Origin of the sequence: Paraburkholderia sp. J10-1 (assembly GCF_905220165.1) — a bacterium.
Classification (GTDB): domain Bacteria; phylum Pseudomonadota; class Gammaproteobacteria; order Burkholderiales; family Burkholderiaceae; genus Paraburkholderia.
This window is the reverse complement of sequence record NZ_CAJMYW010000004.1, coordinates 214106-237406: the sequence shown is the minus strand read 5'-3', so window position 1 is coordinate 237406 and position 23301 is coordinate 214106. Positions and strand designations below refer to the sequence as shown.

Here is a 23301-nt window from a genome sequence, read left to right as displayed (position 1 = left end):
TTTTTGCCGCGCCGCTTACTCTTCGCGATTCGCGATTCAATCTGTCTCGCGCGGTTTGTCGTGCGTTGCCAGCGTGCCGTGTGCATCGAGCGACTGCATCACGTCGAGCTTGCTCGCGCCCAGGCGCGCGCGCAGCGCATCCAGGTCCACTGAGGCAAGGCGGCGCGCGTCGTCGGCCGCCGCCAGCACCACCTGAATTTCCAGCCCCGTGCTCAAGTAGTGCAGCGTCACCGCTTCGACATGCACGTCGTGCTGCGCCAGCGCATTACGCAAGCGCTCCGACACGTCGTCGCGCGGCGGCAGATTGGCCACGGAGCGCACATGCATGTCGTCTTCGGGATCGACGTGTATCAGCGCGTCGAGCACGCGTGGATCGGTGAGCAGGCGAGCGCGCGCCGTCTCCGCAATGTAATGCCCTTCTGAAACTGAAATCAGCGGATCGACGAGGATGTGCGCATCCACGAGCGCGAGGTCGCCGGTCTTGCGCGTGCGCATCTCGTGCACGTCGAGAACGCCGGGCGTCCCCATCAGCAGCGCGCGCAAGTCGGCGGCCGCGGCTTCGTCGAGCGCGCGGTCGGAGAGGTCCTGCAGCGCGTCCCAGCCGAACACCCAGCCCATGCGCGCGACCATAAAGCCGACAATGGCCGCCGCGATCGGATCGAGCAGCCGCACGCCCGCGAGGCTACCCACAATACCGATCGCCACCACGAGTGACGAAGCCGCGTCCGAGCGCGCATGCCACGCATTGGCGATCAGCATGGCCGAGCGCACGCGCTGCGCCTCGCGCAGCATGTAGCGAAAGAGCCCTTCCTTGGAAACCAGCACGAGGAGTGCAACGACCAGCGCGCTCACGTGCAGCGCCGGAATATCGCCGAGATTCATGATGCGCGTGCCGGCGCGCACCAGCATGCCCACGCCCACCGCAATCAATAATGCGCCGAGGAATAACGACGCGACCGTTTCATAACGGCTGTGGCCGTAGTTATGATCGGCGTCCGGCTTTGCGCCGCTATGCCGGTTGGCCAGCAGCACGACAAAGTCGGAAACAATATCGGCCAGTGAATGTACGCCGTCGGCAATCAACGCCTGCGAATGCGCAATCACGCCGATGACGATTTGCAGCACCACCAGAACACTATTGACGCCAACGCTGACCCACGTGGTCCGCCGCGCGACTGCGTGTTTATCTGATAACGGTGGGGCGACGGAAGCAGTCATGCGCGGCGAGAGAGCAAATTAGGGAATAACCGCGATTGTAGCGACCGGATGCGTCGATTTTATGGATTCCCCTAAAAATCTCTTTTAAATCAGATGCCTACAATACCAGGAAGCATTCTCATTCAAGCCGCGGATACTGCGCGTTCCCACCTGGCGCGGCGCAGAAAATCAAAAAGCCGCGCGTCCCCGGACTGCGCGGCTTCTTGTTTTCGGAAATCAGGCGATACCTTGCCTGATTCCGCTTCTGCTTCGACTCATGCGCAGCGCGTTCAAACGCGCCACTGACAAGTTGATTTACTTCTGGATCAGAAAACGATCGCGGTCTTGACCGGCGATCCAGCGCGGCGGCTTGCCACGGCCCGACCACGTGCTGCCGCTGTCGGGATCGCGGTATTTCGGCGCGACGCTTGCACGCGAGCGGCTGGCTGCCTTTGCGGCCTTGGCGCTGGCGCGGCCGCCACCGAGTTCTGCCAGGGTGATGCCGTAGTCGGCCATTTTCTGCTTGATTTCGTCGAGGACCTCGGCATATTCGCGAGCCTTCGCCTCTTCAATCTGCTTTTCCAGCTTTTCTCGCTGAGCGAGGAGTTCCTTGTAGGAAGACATAGGTGCCCTTGTGGTTTGATCTTAATGGCTACTGATCTCGCGCCAGTATGCCGATTGATAGATGCGCGCCTCGGAAATCGGTGGCGAGATTAACACAGAATTGAATGCCGGGATGCGCGTAAGGAATAAAAATAATTTAAACCAAATTTCGAATCCTGTCGCTTCCAGCAAGCGTCTAACTCATTGTCATTTCGTGCAAATCGGTATTTTTACTAAATCTCGCATTTGCCAGATAAATCCCCATCTCATAATTAGCAGCGGATGAAAATTAAATGCTTTGAAATACGTCAAACATTTCATCCCATGACAACTTTGGGCCAATCAACGGGGACAGAAACGGGTTGCTGCGAAGCAGCATGAGACGACACGCTATATACACGGGCGGATAACGCCCACACGGAACACAAAATCCCGTCAGGGCATATGGCGCTCAATGCAGTCCGCTAGCACCGCATGCAAGGTTTGCAAATCAAACTGCGGCGCATCGAAAACGAAGCGTGTGCGCGCGCCGTCGATCACAAGATCGGCGCCGTAGCGGTCCACCCCTGCCAGATCGAGTCCGGCGCGGCGCGCGGGGTGGGCTTCGAAAAAGCGGATCAGCGTGGTTTCGTCGGCGGGTGCGAGTGGCTCCAGCGTGTCGAGATCGGCGCCCTCCATCCAGCCCATCGCGCCAAACCCGCCGATATAACGCAGCCGCTCAACCTGCATGACCCAGAAGGTGAAGTCGCCGAGTGCGAGATAACGCTCGGCGTCCGGGTGATAGCGCACGTAGCGCCGCGCCAGCGCCTCGTTCGCTTCGCGGTCGGCAGCATCGACCGGTTCGAAGCGGCCGAGCAGCGTGGCGCGCGGCGCGTTCAGCACGTCGGCGTCCGGCGCGTGCGCGACGAGAAAGCCCGCGCGCGGGTCATCGAGCAGATTGCGCGTGTGCTCGGCGAGGCGGCTCACGAGGATCACCGGGCGGTGCCGCGCGTCGGGTGCGAATGGCAGCAGCGTGGGATACGGGAAGCCGCGCGGCTCGCGCGAGTGCGTGGCGAGCGTGCCGGTGGGCGTTTGATGCAGCAAATGCAGCGGGGCGTGGGCAGGAATCTTCAAGGGCGCGTCCTCGAACGGCGGATCCTCTCGATATTAGAGCAGTTGCCTCGGCAAACGCGCTCCGACAGCCGAGTCGCACCTTCGCTAGAATCATCGTTTGCTTTCAGACGCCTTCCTGGTCTCCTCTCTTCCTTCTGCCCGGAATTCCCGTGTCCGACCGAACGACCGATCCCGCCATCTCCGTGGCGAGCCCCGCCGCCCACCATCGGGCGCTGCCCGCCGCCACGCGTCATCGCGCGCGTATCGCGACCATGGCGCTCTTTTTCATCGCCGGCATGATGTACGCGTCGTGGGGCGTGCACGTGCCGACCGTGCGCGACAAGTTCCATTTGAGCGCGGCGCTGCTTTCCTACGCGCTTTTCGCGGTGGCAGGCGGCTCGATCGCGGCGATGACGACCATCGGCGGCTGGATCGCGCGCGTGGGTTCGCGACGCGCGTGCCTCGCAGGCGGCCTCACGATGTCCGTGTGCGGCGCGCTGATCCTGGTGGTTCCGTACTACTGGATGCTGATCGTCGTGCTCGCGTTTTTCGGCGTGGGCATGGCCACGCTCGACGTCGCCATGAACGCCGAAGCGAGTGCCGTGGAAGAAGCCGTCGGCAAGCCGATCATGTCGGGGCTGCACGGCATGTTCAGCCTGGGCGGCATGGCGGGCGCGGCGATTGGCGGCGCGCTGCTCGCGCACGGCATGGCGCCGGCGCTGCACCTCTTTCTGGCGTCGGCGCTTGCGGCGCTCGTGCTCTTTGTTTCGTGCCCGGCCGTCCTGCCGCATGTGCCGCACGCCACGCACGGCGAGCACGCAAAAACCGGCAACCGCTGGCGCACGCCCGCGCTGTGGGCGCTTGGCGCCATCGCGCTCATCGCGCTGATCGCCGAAGGCGCGATGTATGACTGGGCCACGGTCTATATGCGCGACGTCGTGCTCGCAACGCCTGCCCTCGCCAGCGCAGCTTACGCGGCGTTCTCGGGCGGCATGGCCGCGGCGCGCTTCGCCGGCGACGCCGTGCGCGCACGCTTTGGCGCGCCGCAGCTCGTGATGGCGAGCGCCTCGCTGGCATGCGCGGGCATGATCGGCGCGCTGCTGCTGCCGTTCTCGTTCACGGCGCTCACGGGCTTCACGCTCATGGGCCTCGGCCTCGCCAACATGATGCCGGTGCTGTTCGCGGCCGCCGCGCGCGTGAAAGGCATTCACGCAGCCGAAGGGCTCGCGCACGTGGCGGGCATCGCGTATTTCGGCTTGCTGTTCGGGCCGGTGGTGATCGGCGGCATTACGCAGGTGACCAATCTCACGGTCGGGCTCGCCGTCGTTGCATTGTGCGCGGCGCTCGTGGCGTTTGCAGGGCCGAAGGTGTTGCGGCGGTTGGGGATCTAAAAGCGCAGCGCATCGACTCAAGCGTCGCGCGATACTCCGGACGAAAAAAAGCCCACGGGCCGAAACCCGCGGGCTTTTCCAATCGCGTGAGCGAAATCGCGAAACGCGACTTACATCTTCACGACGTCGAGCAGCGACTTCTTGCCCGACTTGTAGTTGTACAGCGAGATCACGCCGTGCTTGAGGTCGCCCTTCGAGTCGAAGGTCGTCTCGCCAATCACGCCCTTGTAATCCGTCGTCGGCATGGCGGCGAGGATCTTGGCCGGATCGGTCGAGTTCGCACGCTTCATCGCGTCGACGATGATGTACACGGCGTCATACGTGAACGGTGCGTAGATCTGGATCGGCTGGCCGAAGCGCTTCTCGAACTTGGCTTCGAATTCCTTGCCGCCCGGCATCTTTTCGAGCGCCATGCCGGCTTCCGAACACACGATGTTGTCGGTCGCGTCGCCGGCCAGGTCGGCCAGCTTGTCGGTACAGACGCCGTCACCCGCGAGCACCTTCGCGCGCAGGCCAAGCTGCTTGGCTTGCTTCGCGAACGGGCCGCCGGTGGCGTCCATGCCGCCGTACATGATCGCGTCGGGGTTTTCGCCCTTGATCTTCGTCAGAATGGCGCGGAAGTCGACGGCCTTGTCGTTGGTCGCGTCATGCGACACCACGTTCATGCCGAGCGCCTTGGCGGTCTTCTCGAATTCGTTCGCGAGACCCTGGCCATAAGCCGTCGAGTCGTCGACCACGGCAACGGTCTTGACCTTCAGGTTCTTCGCCGCGTAGTTCGCGAGCGCCGGGCCTTGCTGGGCGTCGGTCGCCACGACACGATAGGTCGTCTTGAAGCCTTGTTGCGTGTAGGCCGGGTTCGTGGCCGACGGCGAGATCTGCACGATGCCCGCATCGCTGTAGATCTTCGATGCCGGGATCGACGTGCCCGAGTTCAAGTGGCCGACAACGGCAACGACCTTGTCGTCGACGAGCTTCTGCGCAACCTGGGTAGCCGTGCGCGGGTCAGCTGCGTCGTCCTGTGCGTCGAGCACGAGCGTGATCTTCTGACCGTTGATCGTGAGGCCCTTCGCGTTGATCTCTTCGACTGCGAGACGTGCGCCGTTTTCGTTGTCTTTGCCGAGGTGCGCAATACCGCCCGTAAGCGGCGCGACGTGACCAATCTTGATCGTTTCGTCGGCGCTCGACACCGTTGCGAACGACGCTGCCAGCATGGCCGCCGCGCTGATCGGCAACAGCTTGTGAAGCTTGATATTCATGTAAGTCTCCAGTTTCGAACCCAAAAGCTACGTAATCGCCCAGTGCTCCCGCGCCCCGAACGTGTCGCTCCCCGTGCGGACGACCACGCAGGATGCATCCTTGATGCACCTGGCCAGTATGTCGAATGACCCGTTCATGGCGGGCCGCCCATCCATACTTGCGCGCAAGTGTAGGTGATCAAATTAATTTGGGGGACTTTTTTCAGATATTGGTGCGAGTACCAATATGCGTCCTGCAACAACAGTTCGAAACCCTGATCAATCGACCGCAAGGCTTATGTAATAAGGCATCCCGACTTTGGATCCAATTATTGGGAGATTCCCTGAGGCGCGCGGCGCGAATCATTTTTGAGATTATTTGACGGGAGTTATTGGTGTGTTAGCGCACGCGTTCCGGGAATACACCAGGACGCATTACGACGATATGAAAATCCCTCGCATTCGCGATAACGTTTGCGAGTTGTATTGCTGCCGGGCACGCGTTTTTGACGCGTGCCGGTTCAAGTAAGTATTCGATTAATTTCGGATGCCGATGCGTTGCCCGCGCCCATCTCATGCGGCTACGTGCCTCACGATTCGTGACTGGGTTTGCCGCTGATTTCGCCACTGATTTCGCCGCTGAGTTTGCCGAGCACCGCGCGCCATTCGGCGTCGAGCGCTTCGACGATCTGGCCTGCGCCAAGACCGTCCTCGCGCGCGAGAGAGAGCGGTGCGCCCTGGCCCGACCACAGCGAAAGATAATCGCCGTCGTTAGCGCGCGCCGCGTGCTGCCGCAACGGTTGCGTGAGCGCGTTCTGCACGGGGTACGGCGCGACCGTCTCGGGCTTCGCTTCGAGTTGCTGCATGAGTGCGTTGCGAATGCCGCGCGCGTGGCGCCCGGTGATCGCGCGCGTAACCGAGGTCGCCGTATCCGTCGATGCACGCAGCCGCGCCTTCCAGTCGGCGGGAATCGCGCTTTGCGCACTGCCAAGAAACGCGGTGCCCATCTGCACGCCTTGCGCACCCAGCGCGAGCGCCGCGACGATGCCGCGCCCGTCCATGATTCCGCCCGCCGCCAGCACGGGCAGGCCGGCGGCATCCACCGCATCCACAAGCTGCGGCACGAGCGCCATCGTGCCCACGAGCGCGTGCGGCGCCTCGCCGATGAACGTGCCGCGATGGCCGCCCGCTTCGGCGCCTTGCGCGACGATGGCATCCGCGCCCGCGTCGCGCCAAGCGAGACCTTCAGCCACGTGCGTCGCCGTGCCCAACACGTAGCTGCCCGCCGCGTGCAGGCGCGCGACGTCGGCTGCTGGCAAGAGGCCGAACGTAAAGCTCACGACCGGCACGCGCAGCTCGATCACCGTTTCGAGCTGCGCGCGAAAGTCCGGCGCGTAGCGTGCGAGCGCCTCGCCTGGCGGCAGGCCAAGGTGCGCGGCCACCGGATCGATGGCTTCGAGTGCGCGGCGCACCGTGGCGTCGTCGGGATTCGCCGGCTCGAGCACGAAGAGATTCACGCCGAAGGGCTTGTCCGTGAGCGCGCGAATCGCGGCGACTTCGCTCGCGATCTTCTCGGGCGCAAGCGCCGCCCCAGCGAGAAAGCCGAGTCCCCCCGCGTTCGAAACCGCCGCGACGAGCGCCGGCGTGGTCGGACCGCCCGCCATCGGCCCTTGCACGAGCGGCAGGCGCAAACCGAACCGGCGGCTGAACGGGGTGGAAAAGTCGGGCGACGTGCGCAACGCGGGAACAGAATTCATGACGCGATCCTTGTCTGGCTGAATGAGGCGTGACGATGCAAATCGCTCCCGACTCTAGCCAAACCCCGCCTGCCCGAAAAATGAATAATCGAGATCATTACGATCCGCTTGCGAGATTGACCTGCGCTGCAGAGGGTCAAGGGCCTATGGCAAACTGGCTCCCCGATTTCGCGATGCGCCGCGGGCGGCGCGCTGACCCGCTGCCTGCACACGGCCAGCCCACCGCGGCGCGTTGCACGACTCCTTAATGAAGACGGAGAAACAACATGAGCGTTTCGACCAGATGGATCGACATTCCCGCCGGCAATGACAGCTTCGGCGCGTATCTCGCGCTGCCCAAGGGCGGCAAGGGCCCGGGCATCGTCATCCTGCAGGAAATCTTCGGCGTGAACGGGCACATCCGCGACGTCGTCGAGCAATACGCGCTCGACGGCTACGTGGCGATCGCCCCCGACGTGTTCTGGCGTGCGGCCCCGCGCGTCGAGCTCGAATACGTGGGCGCGGACCGCGACCGCGGCATCGCGCTGATGCAGAAGACGGACGTCAATCTCGTGGTCGAGGACATCGCCGCGACGGCGGCCACGCTGCGCGCGCTGCCCGAGTGCACGGGCAAGGTCGCGGCGATCGGCTACTGCTTCGGCGGGCGTCTCGCCTATCTCGCGGCCGCGAGCGGCTCGGTGGATGCAGCGGTGTCCTACTACGGCGGCGGCATCCAGAATCAGCTCGACCTCGCCGACAAGGTCACCAAGCCGATCCTCTTCCACTACGCCGAACTCGATCACGGCATTCCGCTCTCGGCGGTGGGCCAGGTGAAGGAGCGTTTCGCGGGCCGTCCGAACGCCGAATTCCACCTGTACCCGAACGCCGATCACGGCTTCAACTGCTCGGTGCGCGCGTCGTACAACCAGCATGCTTCGGCGCTCGCGCACGGCCGCACGCTGAGCTTCCTCGCCGAGCATCTGTAATACCGTTGTCTCGCGGGCGGCGGCCGTCTTGCCGCCGCCCGTCTGTCGTCATGCGCGCGCGTTGATGCGTCGATGCGCGCGCAACGACACACCCGGCGAACGCGCCGCCCGCTTACACTCCTTGCGTACGCTGCCCGTTTCGAGCAAACCCAGCCCCAACCCGACGACGAGGAGTGCGCGCCTTGCAGTCCGACTATCTGGAATACGACGCCATCGGCCTCGCCGATCTCGTGCGCCGCCGCGAAGTGAGCGCGCGCGAACTGCTCGACACCGCCATCTCCCGCGCGGAAGCCACCAATCCCGCAATCAACGCCATCGTCCTCAAGGACTACGAGGCCGCGCGCGAGCGTGCGCTGCGCATCGAGGCGTCCGGCAACGGCGTGAACGCGCTAACCGAAGGCCCGCTCGCAGGCGTACCGTTTCTCGTGAAGGACCTCGGCGCGGCGGTGGCCGGGCTGCGCATGACGCTCGGCAGCCGCCACTACCGCCACTACATCCCTACCGCCGATGCGCCCGTGGTCGCGCGATTTCGCGCTGCGGGCCTGAACATCTTCGGCAAGACGAGCGCCTCCGAACTCGGGCAGATGCCGTACACCGAGCCCGAGCTGTTCGGCCCGTGCCGCAACCCTTGGAACCTCGATCACACGCCCGGCGGCTCGAGCGGCGGCGCGGCCGCTTCGGTCGCGGCGGGCATCGTGCCGCTCGCGCACGCGTCCGACGGCGGCGGGTCGATCCGCATCCCGGCGTCGTGCTGCGGGCTCTTCGGCTTCAAACCGTCGCGCGCGTTCCAGCCGGCGTCCGACGTGCCGCCGCCGCCCGGTGCGCTCGGCGTCGATCTCGCGGTTTCGCGCAGCGTGCGTGACAGCGCGCTCATGCTCGACCTGATCGCCGGCGACCCCGCGCTGCCTGCCGGTGCGCCCGGCACCTTCCTCGACGCCGCGCGCACGCCGCTAGACGGCTCGAAGCCGCTCGCCGTCGCGCTGCTGACCGAGCCGATGTTCGCGGACACGCTCTCGCCCGAAGTGCGCGGCGCGCTCGACGATGCCGCCGCCCTGCTCACCTCGCTCGGCCACCGCGTGGAGCCGTATTCGCTGCCCGTGAATTACTCGGAGGCGCGCGAGGCGTTCCTCATGCTGTGGTCGGTGGTGGCCGAACAGTACGTGCTGCACGCGGACGACATCACGGGCACGAAGCCGCGCCGCCGCGAGTTCGAGATCTCGACGTGGGCCATGGCGCACGTCGGCCAGAAGCTCGGCGAGCGCGAGCTGCCTGCGGCACTCGACGTGCAGCAGCGCATCACGGCGCAGCTCGCCGACCTGATGAAGCGCTACGACGTGCTGCTGTGCCCGACGCTCGCCGCGCCGCCGGTGAAGATCGGCGAACTGAAGCCGAGCCAGAGCGAGCGCATCCAGATGCGCGCGGTCACGGCCATGCCGATGGAAGTACTGATGAGAAAGCTGCTGACCGAAGCCTCGAACAAGGCGTTCGCGTGGGCGGGGTGCACGGAGCTGTTCAATCTGACGGGCCAGCCGTCGATGTCGGTGCCGCTCGCGTGGAACGCTCGCGGGCTGCCGATTGGCGTTCAGTTCGCCGCCCGCGAGGGCAACGACGCCTTGTTGCTGCGCCTCGCTGCGCAACTGGAGGCGGCGCGGCCGTGGTTCAACCGCCGCCCGCCGTTGCTGCAGGCGCGACTCTAGCGCGCTTACGGACGACGCGCGGGCGGCGGGGCGTGTGGGGTCTACGCGCTGCGCCGCCCGCGCCGTTTCATCACGCCTTCTTGTTGTAGGCGCTGCACCAGCCCTTGCCCGCGACCTGCTTGCCGCCGAACATCGGGCACGGCGCGAACGCGTCGGTGGCCTTGCCCTGGTAGAACGTGCAGTTGCTGCAGTCCTGGCCAGCGGCATACTTCGCGAACTTCGCCTTGTCGACCTTGGTCGCGTCGAGCTTGTAGCCGAGCGCCTGGGAGGTGGGATCGGATTCTGCAGCCTTGGGCGCGTCGGCGAAGGCCTGGCGCGAAAGCGCGAGCGTCGAAGCGACGCCGATGCTCGTAATCAGAAAGCTGCGGCGGGACGATTTCATGTGACTCACTCCAGTATTGTGGCGATTCATTCGCTGGGTTTTCGCGCGGCGATTTTCGTGTGGCGCGCGCCGCGCATGCCTCTGAGCCGCTCTGGTGGCGGCGTCGCGAAGAAGCTTAACAACGAAGCAAGCCCCGGTGGCGCTGCAATGCCGGAGATAAGTCAGCGGCATGATGCCGCTTGGGCGGCAATGACGCGCCCACCGATCAATCGAACGAAGCCATCTCGCACACGCGCTGCGCGATCGCGAGCGACGCCGTGAGCCCCGGCGACTCGATGCCGAACAGGTTCACGAGCCCGCGCACGCCATGCGACGCCGCCCCCTGGATCATGAAGTCGGCGGGGGCTTCGCCCGGGCCGGAGAGTTTCGGGCGGATGCCCGCGTAGGCCGGCTGCAGCGCGCCGTCGGGGAGCGCGGGCCAGTAGGTGCGGATCTGCGCGTAGAAAGAATCGGCGCGGCGTGGGTCGACGTCGTAATCGATCGCATCGATCCATTCGACGTCGGGGCCAAAGCGCGCCTGGCCGCCCAGGTCGAGCGTGAGATGCACGCCGAGGCCGGCGTCGTTGGGCATCGGGTAGATGAGGCGCGTGAACGGCACGCGCCCCGAAACGCTGAAGTAATTGCCGCGCGCAAGATAGAACGGCGGCACGTGGCGCGCGTCGAGCCCGCGGATGCGCTTGGCGAGCTTCGTGGCATAAAGGCCCGCGCTGTTGACCACGCAGGCGGCGCGGATGTCGATCGGCGCGTCGCCGCCCGTCCTCACGGTGAACCCGCCGCCGAGCGCATCGATCGACTCGACGGGCGACTTTAGCGCGATCACGGCGCCGTCGCGCTCGGCGTCGCCTTGCAGTGCGAGCATGAGCTGATGGCTGTCGACGATGCCGGTTTGCGGCGAGTACACGGCGGCCACGCATTCGAGCGCCGGTTCGAGCGCGAGCGCCTCGCTCCCGCTGATGCGCGTGAGGTCGAACACGCCGTTTTCCTTGCCGCGCGCCCGAATCGCCTCGAGTTGCGGAATCTGGTTCGCCGCCGTGGCGACGAGCAGCTTGCCGCAGCGCGCATGCGCGACGTTGCGCGACGCGCAGTACTCGTAGAGCATTTCGCGCCCGCGCACGCAGAGCGTCGCCTTGAGCGAGCCGCGCGGGTAGTAGAGCCCGGCGTGAATGACCTCGCTATTGCGCGAGCTGGTGCTGGTGCCGATAGCCTCGGCGGCTTCGAGCACGATCACCTCGCGCCCGCGCGCGGCAAGCGCACGCGCTACGGCGAGGCCGACCACGCCCGCGCCGATCACCACGCATTCGATCTGGTCCATGTCCCTGCGTCCCGCCTTCGCCGCGCCGGCAGACTGGCCGGCTGCGTCGCGATCCTCTCTGCCATGGGGCCAGCGGCGCAAAAATCGCGCCGCCGTATGACAAAAATTGTACGCTGCCCGGCGGCGAGGCTACGCCAGACTCTCGCCTGGAAAGAGCGGAAGGGAACAAAGAACGCGGCAGCTGGAGCGTCAGTTGGCGGCGCCGCGAACGTGGAAGAAGCCCGCCGCGACCTGCTCGCGCGGCGCGGTATAACCGCCCATCGCATATTGCTGCGGATACGCCGGGGAATTCGGGTCCAGACTCAGTTCGCCGCCGTGAGCACGGGCGCTGGCCAGTTCGGCCTTCACTTCGGCGCGCGTCTTCGGGGCGGTGTTCGTGGCGACGGCCGCGACGGACAGCGATTGAACCGCTGCAGGCGCCGACTCGCCGCTCGCGAATGCGGGCGCGGCGGCAAGGACGGTGGCGGCGCTGACCAGCAGGGCAGCAAGCGTGACGGACTTCTTCATGGCGAGACTCCTTCGTGGCGATGCCCGGCAAGCTTTGCAACCCATGCCGGCCAGCCGGTGCAATCCGAACAACGTGTTGGACACGTCGAGGCCAGTGTAAACACGAGCTATCGAAAAACCATCCCGATAAGGAACAAGTCTGCGTTGCAGTCACGACAACAATATCCGGCGAATTACCCCATCGGACTTATGGTTGTTGCACTTCAATAACTAATCGCTTGGTGCGCCACGGTTGAAGCGTGCCCGCCGCGTCCCCATCTCTGGGTGAACTGCTGCGGTCCGGCGTTTGCGAACCCGGTATAGGATCGATGGTCAGAACGTATCCGCCCCACCGTAGCGTTGCCGACACTGTCGCTTCGCGCGGCGCCGTGCACGGAGCCAGTCCTATGAAGTTGTGGAAACATCGCCTTGCCGTGACGCTGTTCGCCGCCCTCGCGGGAACGAGCGCGTGCGCGCCGGCGCAAGCCCCGACGGCCTCACCGCCGCCGCCCCCGCCGCAAACCGCCTCCGCTGCGTCTGCTGCGGCGCCAGCAACCGCACCTGTCACGCAGGGCGCTGTGCAGTGGGAACTGCAAGTCATGCGCGACGGCCAGCAAATCGACGCGTTCAATGCCACGACCTCGATCGGCCAGGCGCACACCGACACGCATCACAAGGTCGTCTCGCACAGCGTGGGCTGCAAGGACCAGCCGGCAGGCAGTATCGATCTGTCGCGCACGATCACCGTTTCGCCGCTGCAGGTGCGCGCGAATCAGGTCATCCTGTCGATCGACGCGCAGGAAACGCTCGAAACCGACGCCGCGCCGAGCACGCCCGAAGGCTGCCGGCTGCCGCCGCAGCCGCGCCAGGTGAATGCGAGCCATCCGGGACTGATCGTGCCGGACGGGCAATGGGTGAGCTGGCAGATCGTCGACCAGAACCCCTCGCTTGCGTACCGGGTGCGCGCAACGCTGGCGCCGCCGTCCGCGTCCGCGCAGTGATACCGCACAGTGAGAACGCGCAGAGGCTAAGCACGACCCGGCGTGACCCAATCCGTTAGAAAAAACGCATGCGAAATCCCGAACAACCGCTCATCGACACCTCGCAGAGCAAAGACTTCGTCGCCGTGAGCTGGAATCTGCACAAGGGCCGCTCGCCGCTGGGCTTCGAGGCCTGGGAGGCCATGCGGCGCTGGGTGCAGTCCACCCACGCCGACGCCTGGTTTCTCCAGGAAGCGATGGCGCGCCGCCTGCCGCAGCCGGTGCTGGCCTCCGCCTTCGGCGCGCAGCTGGGCGACCCGCTCGACGACGTCTGGCACTGCCAGGCCACCGAAATCGCCACCGCGCTCGAATTGCAGATCGCCCTCGGGCCCAACGTGTTCAAGCCGTCGTGGCGGCACGGCAATGCGATCCTCTCGCCGCATCCGCTCGATCTGGGCGGACGCTGGGACATCTCCGCGCACCGCTTCGAACGTCGCGGGCTGCTCGTTGCGCGCGCAAACGTCGCCGGACAGTCCGTCACGCTGCTGTGCGCGCATCTTGCGCTCACGCGCAGCGCGCGGCTGCGGCAGATGAACTGGATCGCGCACTGGATCGTGAAGGAGGCGCCGCAGGGGCCGCTCGTGCTGGCGGGCGACTTCAACGACTGGCGCAACGACTCCGTGCCGCTGTTTGCCGAGCATGGCCTGCAGGAAGTCGCGACGCTGCTTGGCGAACCGGCGCGCACTTTCCCGGCGTTCTCCCCGGCGCTCGCGCTCGACAAGATGTTCGTGCGGGGCCTGAAGCCCGTCGAACTGATCCAGCCCGCGCAGGAAACCGCCTGGCTCTCCGACCACCTGCCGTACATGGCACGCCTGCGCCTCGAAGACTGACGCGCTGAACCTGGGCGCGCCGCCCAGCCGAAGCATCCGCGCGACACTCACCCGATCGCGGCCAGCGGCCCGCGCGAGCCCACGCTAAGATGTCGGGTCGCGCGCGCCGCGCGTTTCGTCAGGTGTCCTCAGATGCATTACCTCGCCACGCTGCTGCAGATCGTTGTCGTCTATCTGTTTGCGCTCATCAGCCCAGGCCCGAACTTCTTCATGGTCACGCAGCTTTCGCTCGCCGGCCGACGGGGCCTCGGCGTAGCGTCGGCGGCGGGCGTGGGGGTGGGCTCCACACTCTGGGCGGCGCTCGCCATGCTCGGCTTCGCGGCCGTGCTGCAGCACATTGGCTGGCTCTACAACGGCGTGCGCGTGGCGGGTGCGCTCTATCTCGTCTGGTTCGGGCTCAAGCTGCTGCGCTCGGGCGTGCGGCGCGAACTGGCTGCCGCGGCGCAAGCCGTCGTCGCACCGCCGCCGCCTGCCGACCGGCGCGCCTGGCTGCGCACCTGGCGCGCCGGACTCATTACCTGCCTCACGAACCCCAAGTCGTGCGTGTTCTGGACCAGCGTGTTCGCGGCCGTGTTTCCGGCGCACCCGCCGCTGTGGTTCTACGGTGTCGCGCTCGCCACGGTCGCCACGATGTCGTTCGGCTGGCATTGCAGCCTCGCCTTCCTGTTCGCCGACGACCGCACCCAGCGCGGCTACCGCCGCCTTCGCCGTCCCATCGACGCGTTTTGCGGCGCTGCGCTGATCGGGCTCGGCGTGAAGCTCGCGGCCGACCGCTAGGGCGCGGTCACAGGTCTCGCGCGCCTCATGCATTTCACGCGCCGCGGCGCACTGCCGCACCACTGCTGCAGCGTCGAAAATGGCGCCATTACGCACGCATCGGCGCCTAAAAGTGGCGCCGAAACTGCCCCGCCAACAGGGTCAATGCTGCGGGCTGTCAGAGCTTCCGGTATCATCTAGCCGAAAATTCGCACGCGCCGGTCGCCTGATCGGGATCTGGCGCGCGTTGCCAGCGGCACAAACCTGCTCTCGCGGGTCCTGGCAAGATGCAGCGCGGGCCCGCGTGAGCGCGCGGCTGACCCCGCCGCCACCTTTTGCCGTCGCCAGCAGACCCCGCCGATGCGCGCCGATACGTGGTGCGCCCGCGTGCGGGAGCCAGCACACACTGCCGCAGCGAGCCACCCTCCCTTGCAGCGCTTGGGGAACCCAACCCGGTTCAGGCGGATCGACAAGCGGGATCGAGCGGGATCACGCAGGTCTTCGCGGCTCGAGCGCGGTAAAATAGCGGATTGCGCTTCGTTCGCAGCGAAGCGAACTGGCAACACAACAGGGACTCGCGCATCCGGGTCCCGGGCATATCGTCAAAGACTACGCTGTACTGGACAGCAGGCCGGCAGGATCGCCGCAGTCAGGCGGCGCTTGTTTCGCACTTCAGGAACCATGAGCAAATTCACCGAAGAAACCGTTCTGAGCGTCCATCACTGGACCGACACGCTTTTCAGCTTCACCTGCACGCGCGACCAGGCCCTGCGGTTCGACAACGGCCAGTTCACGATGGTCGGCCTCGAAGTGGACGGCAAGCCGCTGATGCGCGCGTACTCGCTCGCGAGCGCGAACTATGAAGAGCATCTCGAGTTCCTGAGCATCAAGGTGCCGGACGGCCCGCTCACGTCGCGCCTGCAGCATCTGAAGGTCGGCGACAAGGTTCTGATCGGCAAGAAGCCCGTCGGCACGCTGGTGGCCGACAACCTGCTGCCCGGCAAGGTGCTATGGATGCTGTCGACTGGCACGGGCCTCGCCCCGTTCATGTCGATCATCAAGGACCCGGACATCTACGACCGCTTCGACAAGATCGTGCTCACGCACACCTGCCGTTTCGTCGACGAACTCGCGTACAAGGACTTCATCACCCAAGAGCTGCGCGAGCACGAATACCTCGGCGAGATCGTGCGCGAGAAGCTCGTGTATTACCCGACCGTCACGCGCGAAGTGTTCGACAACCGCGGTCGTATCACCGAGCTGATCGACACGAAGAAGCTGTTCGAAGACCTCGACCTGCCGCCGTTCTCGCCGGAGCGCGACCGCATCATGCTCTGCGGCAGCACGCACATGCTGCGCGACACCGTCGAGCTGCTCGAACAGGCCGGCCTCAAGGAAGGCAGCAACAACGAGCCGGGGCACTACGTGGTGGAAAAGGCGTTCGTCGGCTGAGCGCCGCGCCCTCGTCGCCCGCGACTCGAAAAACCGGAGCCTTGCGCTCCGGTTTTTTTTCGCCCGCGCGCTTTAATTTGGCCCCTTATTTTGTCGGGGATTTGCCGAGAAGGCAGTTACAGTTGTCACACAAATACGATACCTTTCCTGTCAGTATTTTTCCTACATGACAAAGACATGCGACCTCATGCTACACCTGAGGTTTTGTCGCTAACCCTTGTCCAGCCTGAAGTTTTTTTATTTTTAAGATATTATCGCAGCGCAACATTGGATACACTGCACCGTGTCCAGGGGCAGAGCCAGGTTGTTACTGGTTGTAAATTTCGTTACGCTGCGCCGTGCTGTTTGCCGTCACGCCGGAGAGTCCAATACCGACGGATGTCTGACAGCAGGAACCGGTTCCTGAACGGGGGATGGATGGAAACGTCGAGATATGCCGCGCCGAACGCGCGCACGCCTGCCGGCGATGCGCCGCGCGCCGCTCATGGCGTCGACGTTCTCGCTTTCCTCGCATGGTCCGCCGCCGACGAAGCGGCCACGGTGGCCGCGCTCGAAGACCTCGACAGGACGCTGTCCCACCGCAGCGCCGCCCAATCCATTCACGCCGACGAAGCCGCGCGCCACCGTCTCGCGCGCGACCTGCACGACAGCGTTGGCGCGGAGCTCGCCGCCACGCACTTCGCGCTCGCCAACGTTCACACCTGGCTGCCCGCCAACGCCCCGCCGCAATGCGCCGAGGCGCTCGCGCTCGTGGCCCGCTCGCTCGAAGCCGCGACTGGCGCGATGCGCCACGTGCTAGACGGCCTGCACGCGCCGCAACTCGATGCGGGCCTTGCCCCCGCGCTCTCGGGCTGGGTGCGAGGCTTCGCCGCGCGCACGGGCCTCGCCGCCCGCGTGGCCAACGCCAGCGACGACGCGCGCCTCGCGCGTCTGCCTGCCGAGGCCGCGCTCGCCGTGTTCCGGGTCGCCCAGGAAGCGCTCGCCAACGTGGCGCGCCACGCGCAGGCCACGTGCGCCGAGGTGCGGCTCGAAAGCACCGCGCGCCACCTCACGCTCACCGTCGCCGACGACGGCATCGGCCTCGTGCGCAGCGCCGGCCGCACGCGCCGCAACCCGGCGTACGGTCAGAACGACGGCAGCACCGAAAAGCGCGACGCCCGCTCCGGTCACTACGGCCTCGCCGGCATGCGCGAGCGCTGCGCCGCCTTCGGCGGCTCGCTGCGCGCCGTCAAGGGCGGCCTCGCGCGCGCGGTTCACGACGGCGCACAGCACGAAGCCCCCCAGCGCGGCACGACCGTGCGCGCGCGCTTTGCCTGGGACGCGCTGCTTGCCGTCTCCCATTCCGCCTCGCCCCTCCTTATGAAAGAAGGCGCCCGCTCATGACCCATCGCATCCTGCTCGTCGACGACCATGCCGTCGTGCGCCAGGGCGTTCGCCAGCTGCTGCTCGACCGCGGCATCGCCACCGAGGTCATCGAGGCGCAAACGGGCGCCGAAGCGCTCGCCGCGATCGCGAAGCATGTGTGCGACGTGGTCCTGCTCGACATCTCGCTGCCGGACATGAACGGCGTGGAGGTGCTCAAGCGCGCCAAGAAAAAGGCGCCGCGCGTGCCGGTGCTGATGTTCTCGATGTATCGCGAGGATCAATACGCGGTGCGCGCGCTCAAGGCGGGTGCAGCGGGCTATCTCTCGAAGACCGTGGACGCCGCGCAGATGATCGGGGCGATCCAGCAGGTCGCCGCGGGCCGCAAGTACGTGAGCCCGGCCATGGCCGAAGCACTCGCCGACTACGTGCTGGTGGACGGCGAACAACTGCCGCACGAGAAGCTCTCCGACCGCGAATACCAGACGCTGTGCATGCTCGCCTCAGGCAAACGTCTCACCGACATCGCGCACGCGCTCTCGCTTTCGGTGAAGACGGTGAGCGTCTACCGCACGCGCCTGCTCGAAAAAATGAAGCTCACCAACAACGCCGAGCTGACCTTCTACGTGATGAGCAACCGGCTCGTCGACCTCTCGCCTACCGTCAGCGCCTGATCCCAGCCGACATGGCGGCATCAAGGCTGCCTTCTCGCCACAACCCGTTGATCCGGAAATGAAATTCGCCGTTTGCGCGGCTCCCGGCAAGGATCGCGCTCGCGCGTCCCGGTTTGCGGCGGAATCGTCCGCGCAAAACGTACGTTTGCGACCCTGCTCAACCGGTCTCCCACAGTACATCCGCTAAAATTTAGGGTTTCCCCCAGACATCCGGCACGCGAAGCCGGCGAAGGCGGGGGTGGGTCGACCCACCGCGCCGGTTCCTCGCCTTCGCGCGTTTTACGTGGAGTTCCCCGCCAAATGTCCCTCTTTCGCAAGAAGAACGTCGAACACATGCTGCAGGCGAGCGCCAAGGGCGCCGGCCTGAAAAAAGCACTCGGCGCGCTCGACCTCACCTTTCTCGGCATCGGCGCGATCATCGGCACCGGCATTTTCGTGCTGACCGGCACGGGCGCCGTGCAGGCCGGCCCGGCCCTCATGCTCTCGTTCCTGTTCGCGGCGGTGGCCTGCTGCTTCGCCGCGCTCGCCTACGCCGAGTTCGCCTCGACCATTCCCGTGGCCGGCTCGATCTACACCTACTCGTACGCCACGCTCGGCGAACTGGCCGCGTGGGTGATCGGCTGGGACCTGATGCTCGAGTACGGGCTCGCCACTTCGGCGGTCTCGGTGGGCTGGTCGGGCTACCTGCAGTCGCTGCTCTCCGGCTTCGGCCTCACGCTGCCCGCGGCGCTCACGGCCGCACCCGGCGCCGTGCCCGGCGTGCACACGCTCTTCAACCTGCCCGCCTTCCTCGTGATGATGGCGATCACGGCGCTCCTCTCCGTGGGCGTGCGCGAATCCACCCGCATCAACAACATCATGGTGGCGATCAAGGTGACCGTGGTGCTGCTCGTGATCGCCGTGGGCGTGTTCCACGTCACCCCCGCGAACTGGCATCCGTTCATGCCCAACGGCTGGCGCGGCGTGTTCGGCGCCGCGGCCGTGATGTTCTTCGCGTTCATCGGCTTCGACTCGGTGTCTTCCGCCGCCGAGGAGGTGAAGAACCCCAAGCGCGATCTGCCTATCGGCATCATCGCCTCGCTCGCCGTGTGCGCGGTGCTGTACGTCGCCGTGGCGGCGGTCGTGACCGGCATCGTGCCGTCGCCGCGCTTCGCCCATGTTGGCCACCCGGTCTCGTTCGCGCTGCAGGTGGTGGGTGAAAACTGGGTTGCGGGCTTCATCGATCTCGGCGCCGTGCTCGGCATGCTCACCGTGATCCTCGTGATGAGCTACGGCCAGACCCGCATCATCTACGCGATGTCGCGCGACGGCCTCTTGCCCGCCAAACTGTCGAAGGTGCACCCGCGCTTCGCCACGCCGTTCTTCACGACCTGGCTCGTGGGCATTTTCTTCGGTTTGATCGGCGCGCTCGTGCCGCTGAACGTGCTGGCCGAACTCATCAACATCGGCACGCTCGCCGCGTTCTCGATGGTGTCGATCGCCGTGCTCGTGCTGCGCAAGACCCACCCGCACCTGCCGCGCGCGTTCCGCTGCCCGGGCGTGCCCGTGGTGCCGATTCTCGCGGTGGCCTCGTGCCTCTTTCTCATGATCAACCTCCAGCCGCTCACGTGGGTTGCGTTCCTCGTCTGGACCGGCTTCGGCCTGATCGTCTACTTCGGCTATTCGCGCCGGCATTCGCGCCTCGCGCATGCACCGCACGAGTCGGTGCATCACGATTGATCAGCGCGTGATCCTGCTTTAATCGCTGCACTGCAACGCAAACGGCCCGCCCCGAGTCATCGAGGCGGGCCGTTTTTTTACGCGCTTCGCAAGCATTCTGGAGGGTAAAACCCCGCGCAGCGGAATTCAGCAAAGTGTGCTTTACTGTCCGGGCGTCACCCCCAGGCTTCACTGAACAGCAAGGCACCAGCCGGACCCCGATTCCGCTCCACCCGCACTTGTTCCACTCGCCCGAATCGCCTCGCGCGTTTTGCGCGGCGGCATGCGTTGCGCGCGCAATGAGGCGCAATGCGTGAGACGGGCAAGTTCGATTGCGGGCGGTTATGGCGGTCGATTCAGTGTAAAAAAGCGGGCCCAGGCAGGTCTCTATCCCATCACATGGTATGGGACCGGAGTCACGCGCAGCACCGGCTCCGGTCGACATTGGAGACAATCAATGACGATCAGTATTAGCCTCACGGTCAACGGCGCGCCCGTGACCGCCGAGGTCGAACCCCACACGCTCCTCGTCCAGTTCCTGCGCGAACAGCAGCGTCTCACCGGCACGCACGTCGGCTGCGACACGGCGCAATGCGGGGCCTGCACTGTCCACCTGAACGGCCGCGCGATCAAGTCGTGCAACCAGCTCGCCGTGCAGTGCGACGGCATGGAAGTGACGACGATCGAAGGCCTCGCGAAAAACGGCACGCTGCATCCGATGCAGGCCGCGTTCCGCGAATGCCACGGCCTGCAATGCGGTTTCTGCACGCCTGGCATGGTGATGTGCGCGACCGCGCTCGCCGCCGACAAGCCCGACCTCACCGAAGCGGACGTGCGCGAAGGCCTGGACGGCAACTTCTGCCGCTGTACGGGCTATCACAACATCGTGAAGGCCGTGGTCGCGGGCGCGCAGGAAATGCGCGCGGGCGCAACCGCTGCCGCCACGACGGCGTGACTCGGGAGGCCACCATGAACGCACCCGAACCCAATCGCATGATCGGCGCGCCCGTGAAGCGCAAGGAAGACTACCGCTTCCTCACCGGTGTAGGCCAGTACACCGACGACGTCGTGCTGCCCGCACAAACCTACGCGGTGTTCGTGCGCTCGCCGCACGCGCACGCGCGCATCAAGAGCATCGACACCAACGCGGCAAAGGCCGCGCCCGGCGTCGTTGCCGTTTTCACCGGCGCGGACCTCGCGGCGGAAAACGTGGGCGGCCTGCCGTGCGGCTGGCTCATCCACAGCATCGACGGCACGCCAATGAACGAGCCGCCGCATCCTGTGATCGCGCACGAGAAAGCGCGCCACGTGGGCGACCAGGTCGCACTCGTGATCGCCGATTCGGTCAAGGCCGCGAAGGACGCCGCTGAACTGATCGAAGTCGATTACGAAGAGCTGCCGGCCATCGTCGACACGGCGCACGCAGCCGACGCGGGCCAACCGCTCGTGCACGACGGCGTGGCGAACAACACCTGCTACACGTGGGGCCACGGCGACAAGGCCGCGACCGACGCCGCGTTCGCACAGGCCGCGCACGTAACGACGCTCGACATCGTCAACAACCGGCTCATTCCAAACGCCATCGAGCCGCGCGCCGTGAACGCGAGCTACTCGCAGCACGACGACAGCTACACCGTGTACGTGTCCAACCAGAACCCGCACGTCGAGCGCCTGCTCATGGCCGCGTTCGTGCTCGGGCTGCCCGAAACGAAGCTGCGCATCGTCGCGCCCGACGTGGGCGGCGGCTTTGGCTCGAAGATCTTTCTGTATGCCGAAGATGTTGCGCTCACGTGGGCCGCGAAGAAAATCCGCCGTCCGGTGAAGTGGACCGCCGAACGATCGGAGTCCTTCGTATCCGACGCACACGGCCGCGACCACGTCACCAAAGCCGAACTCGCGCTCGACAAGGACGGCAAGTTCCTCGCCATGCGCGTGCACACCACGGCGAACATGGGCGCGTATCTCTCGACGTTCGCTTCCAGCGTGCCGACCATTCTCTACGCCACGCTGCTCGCGGGCCAGTACACCACGCCCGCGATTTACGCAGAAGTGAAAGCCGTGTTCACGAACACGGTGCCGGTGGATGCGTATCGCGGCGCAGGGCGCCCGGAAGCCACCTACGTGGTCGAGCGTCTCGTGGAAACGGCCGCACGCGAGATGAACATCGATCGCGCCGAGATCCGCCGCCGCAACTTCATCACGAGCTTCCCGTATGCCACGCCTGTGGGCCTTACCTATGACACAGGCGACTACGAAGCATGCCTCGGACGCGCGCTCGAACTCGCCGACGTCAAGGGCTTCGCGGCGCGCCGCGACGCATCGAAGGCGCGAGGCTTGCTGCGCGGTCTGGGCTACTCGTGCTACATCGAGGCGTGCGGGCTCGCGCCATCGAACATCGCCGGCGCGCTTGGCGCGCGTGCGGGCCTGTTCGAAGCGGGCGAGGTCCGCGTGAACCCAACCGGTTCCGTCACGGTGTTCACGGGCTCGCACAGCCACGGCCAAGGCCACGAGACAACATTCGCGCAGGTCGTATCCGATCGATTAGGCGTGCCGATCGAGCAGGTCGAGATCGTGCATGGCGACACCGGCCGCATTCCGTTCGGCATGGGCACCTACGGCTCGCGCTCGATCTCGGTGGGCGGCTCGGCCATCATGAAGGCGCTCGACAAGATCGAAGCGAAGGCGAAGAAGATCGCCGCGCATATGCTCGAAGCGGGCGTGGAGGACATCGAGTTCGTCGACGGCGTATTCCGCGTGGCGGGCACCGACCGCACGAAGACCTTTGCGGAAATCTCGCTGGCCGCGTACGTGCCGCACAACTATCCGCTGGAGACGCTCGAACCGGGCCTCGACGAAAGCGCGTTCTACGACCCGACCAACTTCACGTATCCGTCGGGCGCGTATCTCTGCGAAGTCGAAGTCGATCCCGAGACGGGCGAAACGCGCATCGAACGCTTCACCGCCGTCGACGACTTCGGCAACGTCATCAATCCGATGATCGTCGAAGGCCAGGTGCATGGGGGCCTGGGCCAAGGCATCGGCCAGGCGATGCTCGAACAGTGCGTGTACGACAACGAAAGCGGCCAGCTGCTCTCGGGTTCGTACATGGACTATGCGATGCCGCACGCGTCGGATGTGCCTTCGTACACGGTGGAAACCGCGAAAGGCACGCCGTGCACGCACAATCCGCTTGGCGTGAAGGGCTGCGGCGAAGCCGGCGCGATCGGCTCGCCGCCCGCCGTCATCAACGCGATTCTGGACGCACTCTCGCCGTTAGGCGTGAAGGACCTGCAGATGCCGGCCACGCCGCATCGGGTATGGCAAGCGATCCAGGCCGCGCAGGCCACTTCACAACCTTGAGCGGAGGCGCTC

20 protein-coding genes are annotated in these 23301 nt (G+C 65.7%); 12 read left to right on the top strand and 8 right to left on the bottom strand.

Annotated elements, in window-relative coordinates:
• Positions 1-36: 36 nt before the first annotated feature.
• The 3 genes from U5A65_RS16215 to U5A65_RS16205 all read right to left on the bottom strand — a co-directional run bounded on the left by U5A65_RS16215 (position 37) and on the right by U5A65_RS16205 (position 2913).
• Positions 37-1218, bottom strand: a complete 1182-nt coding sequence (locus U5A65_RS16215) for a cation diffusion facilitator family transporter (protein WP_321946803.1) — start codon at positions 1216-1218, stop codon at positions 37-39.
• A 294-nt stretch (positions 1219-1512) separates the two neighbouring features.
• Entirely contained in the window at positions 1513-1821 is a 309-nt protein-coding gene (locus U5A65_RS16210) for an H-NS family nucleoid-associated regulatory protein (protein WP_069265202.1), read from the bottom strand.
• Between the two features lie 414 nt (positions 1822-2235).
• Positions 2236-2913 carry a HugZ family protein gene (locus tag U5A65_RS16205; RefSeq protein ID WP_321946802.1) on the bottom strand — a complete coding sequence of 226 codons (678 nt, stop codon included), beginning with the start codon at positions 2911-2913 and terminating at the stop codon, positions 2236-2238.
• A 149-nt stretch (positions 2914-3062) separates the two neighbouring features.
• Here U5A65_RS16205 and U5A65_RS16200 point away from each other — a divergent pair, with 149 nt between their 5' ends.
• Positions 3063-4283, top strand: coding sequence for an MFS transporter (locus U5A65_RS16200; protein ID WP_321934427.1), 1221 nt, complete (start codon positions 3063-3065; stop codon positions 4281-4283).
• A 110-nt stretch (positions 4284-4393) separates the two neighbouring features.
• Here the strand turns inward: U5A65_RS16200 and U5A65_RS16195 are convergent, their stop codons facing one another.
• Entirely contained in the window at positions 4394-5539 is a 1146-nt protein-coding gene (locus U5A65_RS16195; protein WP_321907416.1) for a branched-chain amino acid ABC transporter substrate-binding protein, read from the bottom strand.
• Between the two features lie 569 nt (positions 5540-6108).
• Positions 6109-7275, bottom strand: a complete 1167-nt coding sequence (locus tag U5A65_RS16190; RefSeq protein WP_321946801.1) for a nitronate monooxygenase — start codon at positions 7273-7275, stop codon at positions 6109-6111.
• 266 nt (positions 7276-7541) lie between these two features.
• Between U5A65_RS16190 and U5A65_RS16185 the strand changes: the two genes are divergently transcribed.
• Both U5A65_RS16185 and U5A65_RS16180 read left to right on the top strand, forming a co-directional pair.
• Positions 7542-8240: a dienelactone hydrolase family protein gene (locus U5A65_RS16185; RefSeq protein ID WP_321907414.1), complete on the top strand. Its 699-nt coding sequence runs from the start codon at positions 7542-7544 to the stop codon at positions 8238-8240.
• 182 nt (positions 8241-8422) lie between these two features.
• Positions 8423-9937: an amidase gene (locus U5A65_RS16180; protein ID WP_321946800.1), complete on the top strand. Its 1515-nt coding sequence runs from the start codon at positions 8423-8425 to the stop codon at positions 9935-9937.
• Positions 9938-10007: 70 nt separating this feature from the next.
• Here the strand turns inward: U5A65_RS16180 and U5A65_RS16175 are convergent, their stop codons facing one another.
• The 3 genes from U5A65_RS16175 to U5A65_RS16165 form a co-directional block, all read right to left on the bottom strand.
• Positions 10008-10319, bottom strand: a complete 312-nt coding sequence (locus U5A65_RS16175) for a high-potential iron-sulfur protein (protein WP_028203157.1) — start codon at positions 10317-10319, stop codon at positions 10008-10010.
• Positions 10320-10524: 205 nt separating this feature from the next.
• Positions 10525-11631: an NAD(P)/FAD-dependent oxidoreductase gene (locus U5A65_RS16170; protein ID WP_321934429.1), complete on the bottom strand. Its 1107-nt coding sequence runs from the start codon at positions 11629-11631 to the stop codon at positions 10525-10527.
• A gap of 189 nt (positions 11632-11820) precedes the next feature.
• Positions 11821-12138, bottom strand: a complete 318-nt coding sequence (locus U5A65_RS16165; RefSeq protein WP_321946799.1) for a DUF4148 domain-containing protein — start codon at positions 12136-12138, stop codon at positions 11821-11823.
• Positions 12139-12530: 392 nt separating this feature from the next.
• On the opposite strand from U5A65_RS16165, the gene U5A65_RS16160 reads away from it, so the two are divergent.
• From U5A65_RS16160 to U5A65_RS16120, 9 genes are all read left to right on the top strand, one after another.
• A complete protein-coding gene (locus U5A65_RS16160; RefSeq protein WP_415765063.1) occupies positions 12531-13118 on the top strand; it encodes a hypothetical protein in 588 nt (195 codons plus the stop codon).
• A 68-nt stretch (positions 13119-13186) separates the two neighbouring features.
• Complete coding sequence (locus U5A65_RS16155) at positions 13187-13987, top strand: endonuclease/exonuclease/phosphatase family protein (RefSeq protein ID WP_321907407.1); 801 nt, start codon at positions 13187-13189, stop codon at positions 13985-13987.
• 132 nt (positions 13988-14119) lie between these two features.
• Entirely contained in the window at positions 14120-14764 is a 645-nt protein-coding gene (locus U5A65_RS16150) for a LysE family translocator (RefSeq protein ID WP_158756696.1), read from the top strand.
• A gap of 660 nt (positions 14765-15424) precedes the next feature.
• Entirely contained in the window at positions 15425-16195 is a 771-nt protein-coding gene (locus tag U5A65_RS16145; protein ID WP_321907404.1) for a ferredoxin--NADP reductase, read from the top strand.
• Positions 16196-16612: 417 nt separating this feature from the next.
• Positions 16613-17578 carry a sensor histidine kinase gene (locus U5A65_RS16140; RefSeq protein ID WP_321934432.1) on the top strand — a complete coding sequence of 322 codons (966 nt, stop codon included), beginning with the start codon at positions 16613-16615 and terminating at the stop codon, positions 17576-17578.
• Positions 17575-18231, top strand: a complete 657-nt coding sequence (gene rqpR, locus U5A65_RS16135; RefSeq protein WP_321907401.1) for a response regulator transcription factor RqpR — start codon at positions 17575-17577, stop codon at positions 18229-18231. Before U5A65_RS16140 ends, rqpR begins: the two co-directional genes overlap by 4 nt.
• Positions 18232-18531: 300 nt before the next feature.
• Positions 18532-19950 (top strand): amino acid permease, encoded by a 1419-nt coding sequence (locus tag U5A65_RS16130; RefSeq protein WP_321907399.1) that lies wholly within the window; start codon positions 18532-18534, stop codon positions 19948-19950.
• A 436-nt stretch (positions 19951-20386) separates the two neighbouring features.
• Positions 20387-20884, top strand: coding sequence for a (2Fe-2S)-binding protein (locus U5A65_RS16125; protein WP_321907397.1), 498 nt, complete (start codon positions 20387-20389; stop codon positions 20882-20884).
• Positions 20885-20898: 14 nt separating this feature from the next.
• Positions 20899-23289, top strand: a complete 2391-nt coding sequence (locus U5A65_RS16120; RefSeq protein ID WP_321907395.1) for a xanthine dehydrogenase family protein molybdopterin-binding subunit — start codon at positions 20899-20901, stop codon at positions 23287-23289.
• Positions 23290-23301: the final 12 nt, after the last annotated feature.

What these genes read in the sequence shown, in the direction of transcription:
- U5A65_RS16170 (WP_321934429.1), bottom strand. Translation starts at nt 11,631, where the DNA reads ATGGACCAGATCGAATGCGTGGTGATCGGCGCGGGCGTGGTCGGCCTC.
- U5A65_RS16155 (WP_321907407.1), top strand. Translation starts at nt 13,187, where the DNA reads ATGCGAAATCCCGAACAACCGCTCATCGACACCTCGCAGAGCAAAGAC.
- U5A65_RS16150 (WP_158756696.1), top strand. Translation starts at nt 14,120, where the DNA reads ATGCATTACCTCGCCACGCTGCTGCAGATCGTTGTCGTCTATCTGTTT.
- U5A65_RS16210 (WP_069265202.1), bottom strand. Translation starts at nt 1,821, where the DNA reads ATGTCTTCCTACAAGGAACTCCTCGCTCAGCGAGAAAAGCTGGAAAAG.
- U5A65_RS16120 (WP_321907395.1), top strand. Translation starts at nt 20,899, where the DNA reads ATGAACGCACCCGAACCCAATCGCATGATCGGCGCGCCCGTGAAGCGC.
- U5A65_RS16185 (WP_321907414.1), top strand. Translation starts at nt 7,542, where the DNA reads ATGAGCGTTTCGACCAGATGGATCGACATTCCCGCCGGCAATGACAGC.
- U5A65_RS16130 (WP_321907399.1), top strand. Translation starts at nt 18,532, where the DNA reads ATGTCCCTCTTTCGCAAGAAGAACGTCGAACACATGCTGCAGGCGAGC.
- U5A65_RS16145 (WP_321907404.1), top strand. Translation starts at nt 15,425, where the DNA reads ATGAGCAAATTCACCGAAGAAACCGTTCTGAGCGTCCATCACTGGACC.
- U5A65_RS16125 (WP_321907397.1), top strand. Translation starts at nt 20,387, where the DNA reads ATGACGATCAGTATTAGCCTCACGGTCAACGGCGCGCCCGTGACCGCC.
- U5A65_RS16165 (WP_321946799.1), bottom strand. Translation starts at nt 12,138, where the DNA reads ATGAAGAAGTCCGTCACGCTTGCTGCCCTGCTGGTCAGCGCCGCCACC.
- U5A65_RS16215 (WP_321946803.1), bottom strand. Translation starts at nt 1,218, where the DNA reads ATGACTGCTTCCGTCGCCCCACCGTTATCAGATAAACACGCAGTCGCG.
- U5A65_RS16140 (WP_321934432.1), top strand. Translation starts at nt 16,613, where the DNA reads ATGGAAACGTCGAGATATGCCGCGCCGAACGCGCGCACGCCTGCCGGC.
- U5A65_RS16190 (WP_321946801.1), bottom strand. Translation starts at nt 7,275, where the DNA reads ATGAATTCTGTTCCCGCGTTGCGCACGTCGCCCGACTTTTCCACCCCG.
- rqpR (WP_321907401.1), top strand. Translation starts at nt 17,575, where the DNA reads ATGACCCATCGCATCCTGCTCGTCGACGACCATGCCGTCGTGCGCCAG.
- U5A65_RS16175 (WP_028203157.1), bottom strand. Translation starts at nt 10,319, where the DNA reads ATGAAATCGTCCCGCCGCAGCTTTCTGATTACGAGCATCGGCGTCGCT.
- U5A65_RS16195 (WP_321907416.1), bottom strand. Translation starts at nt 5,539, where the DNA reads ATGAATATCAAGCTTCACAAGCTGTTGCCGATCAGCGCGGCGGCCATG.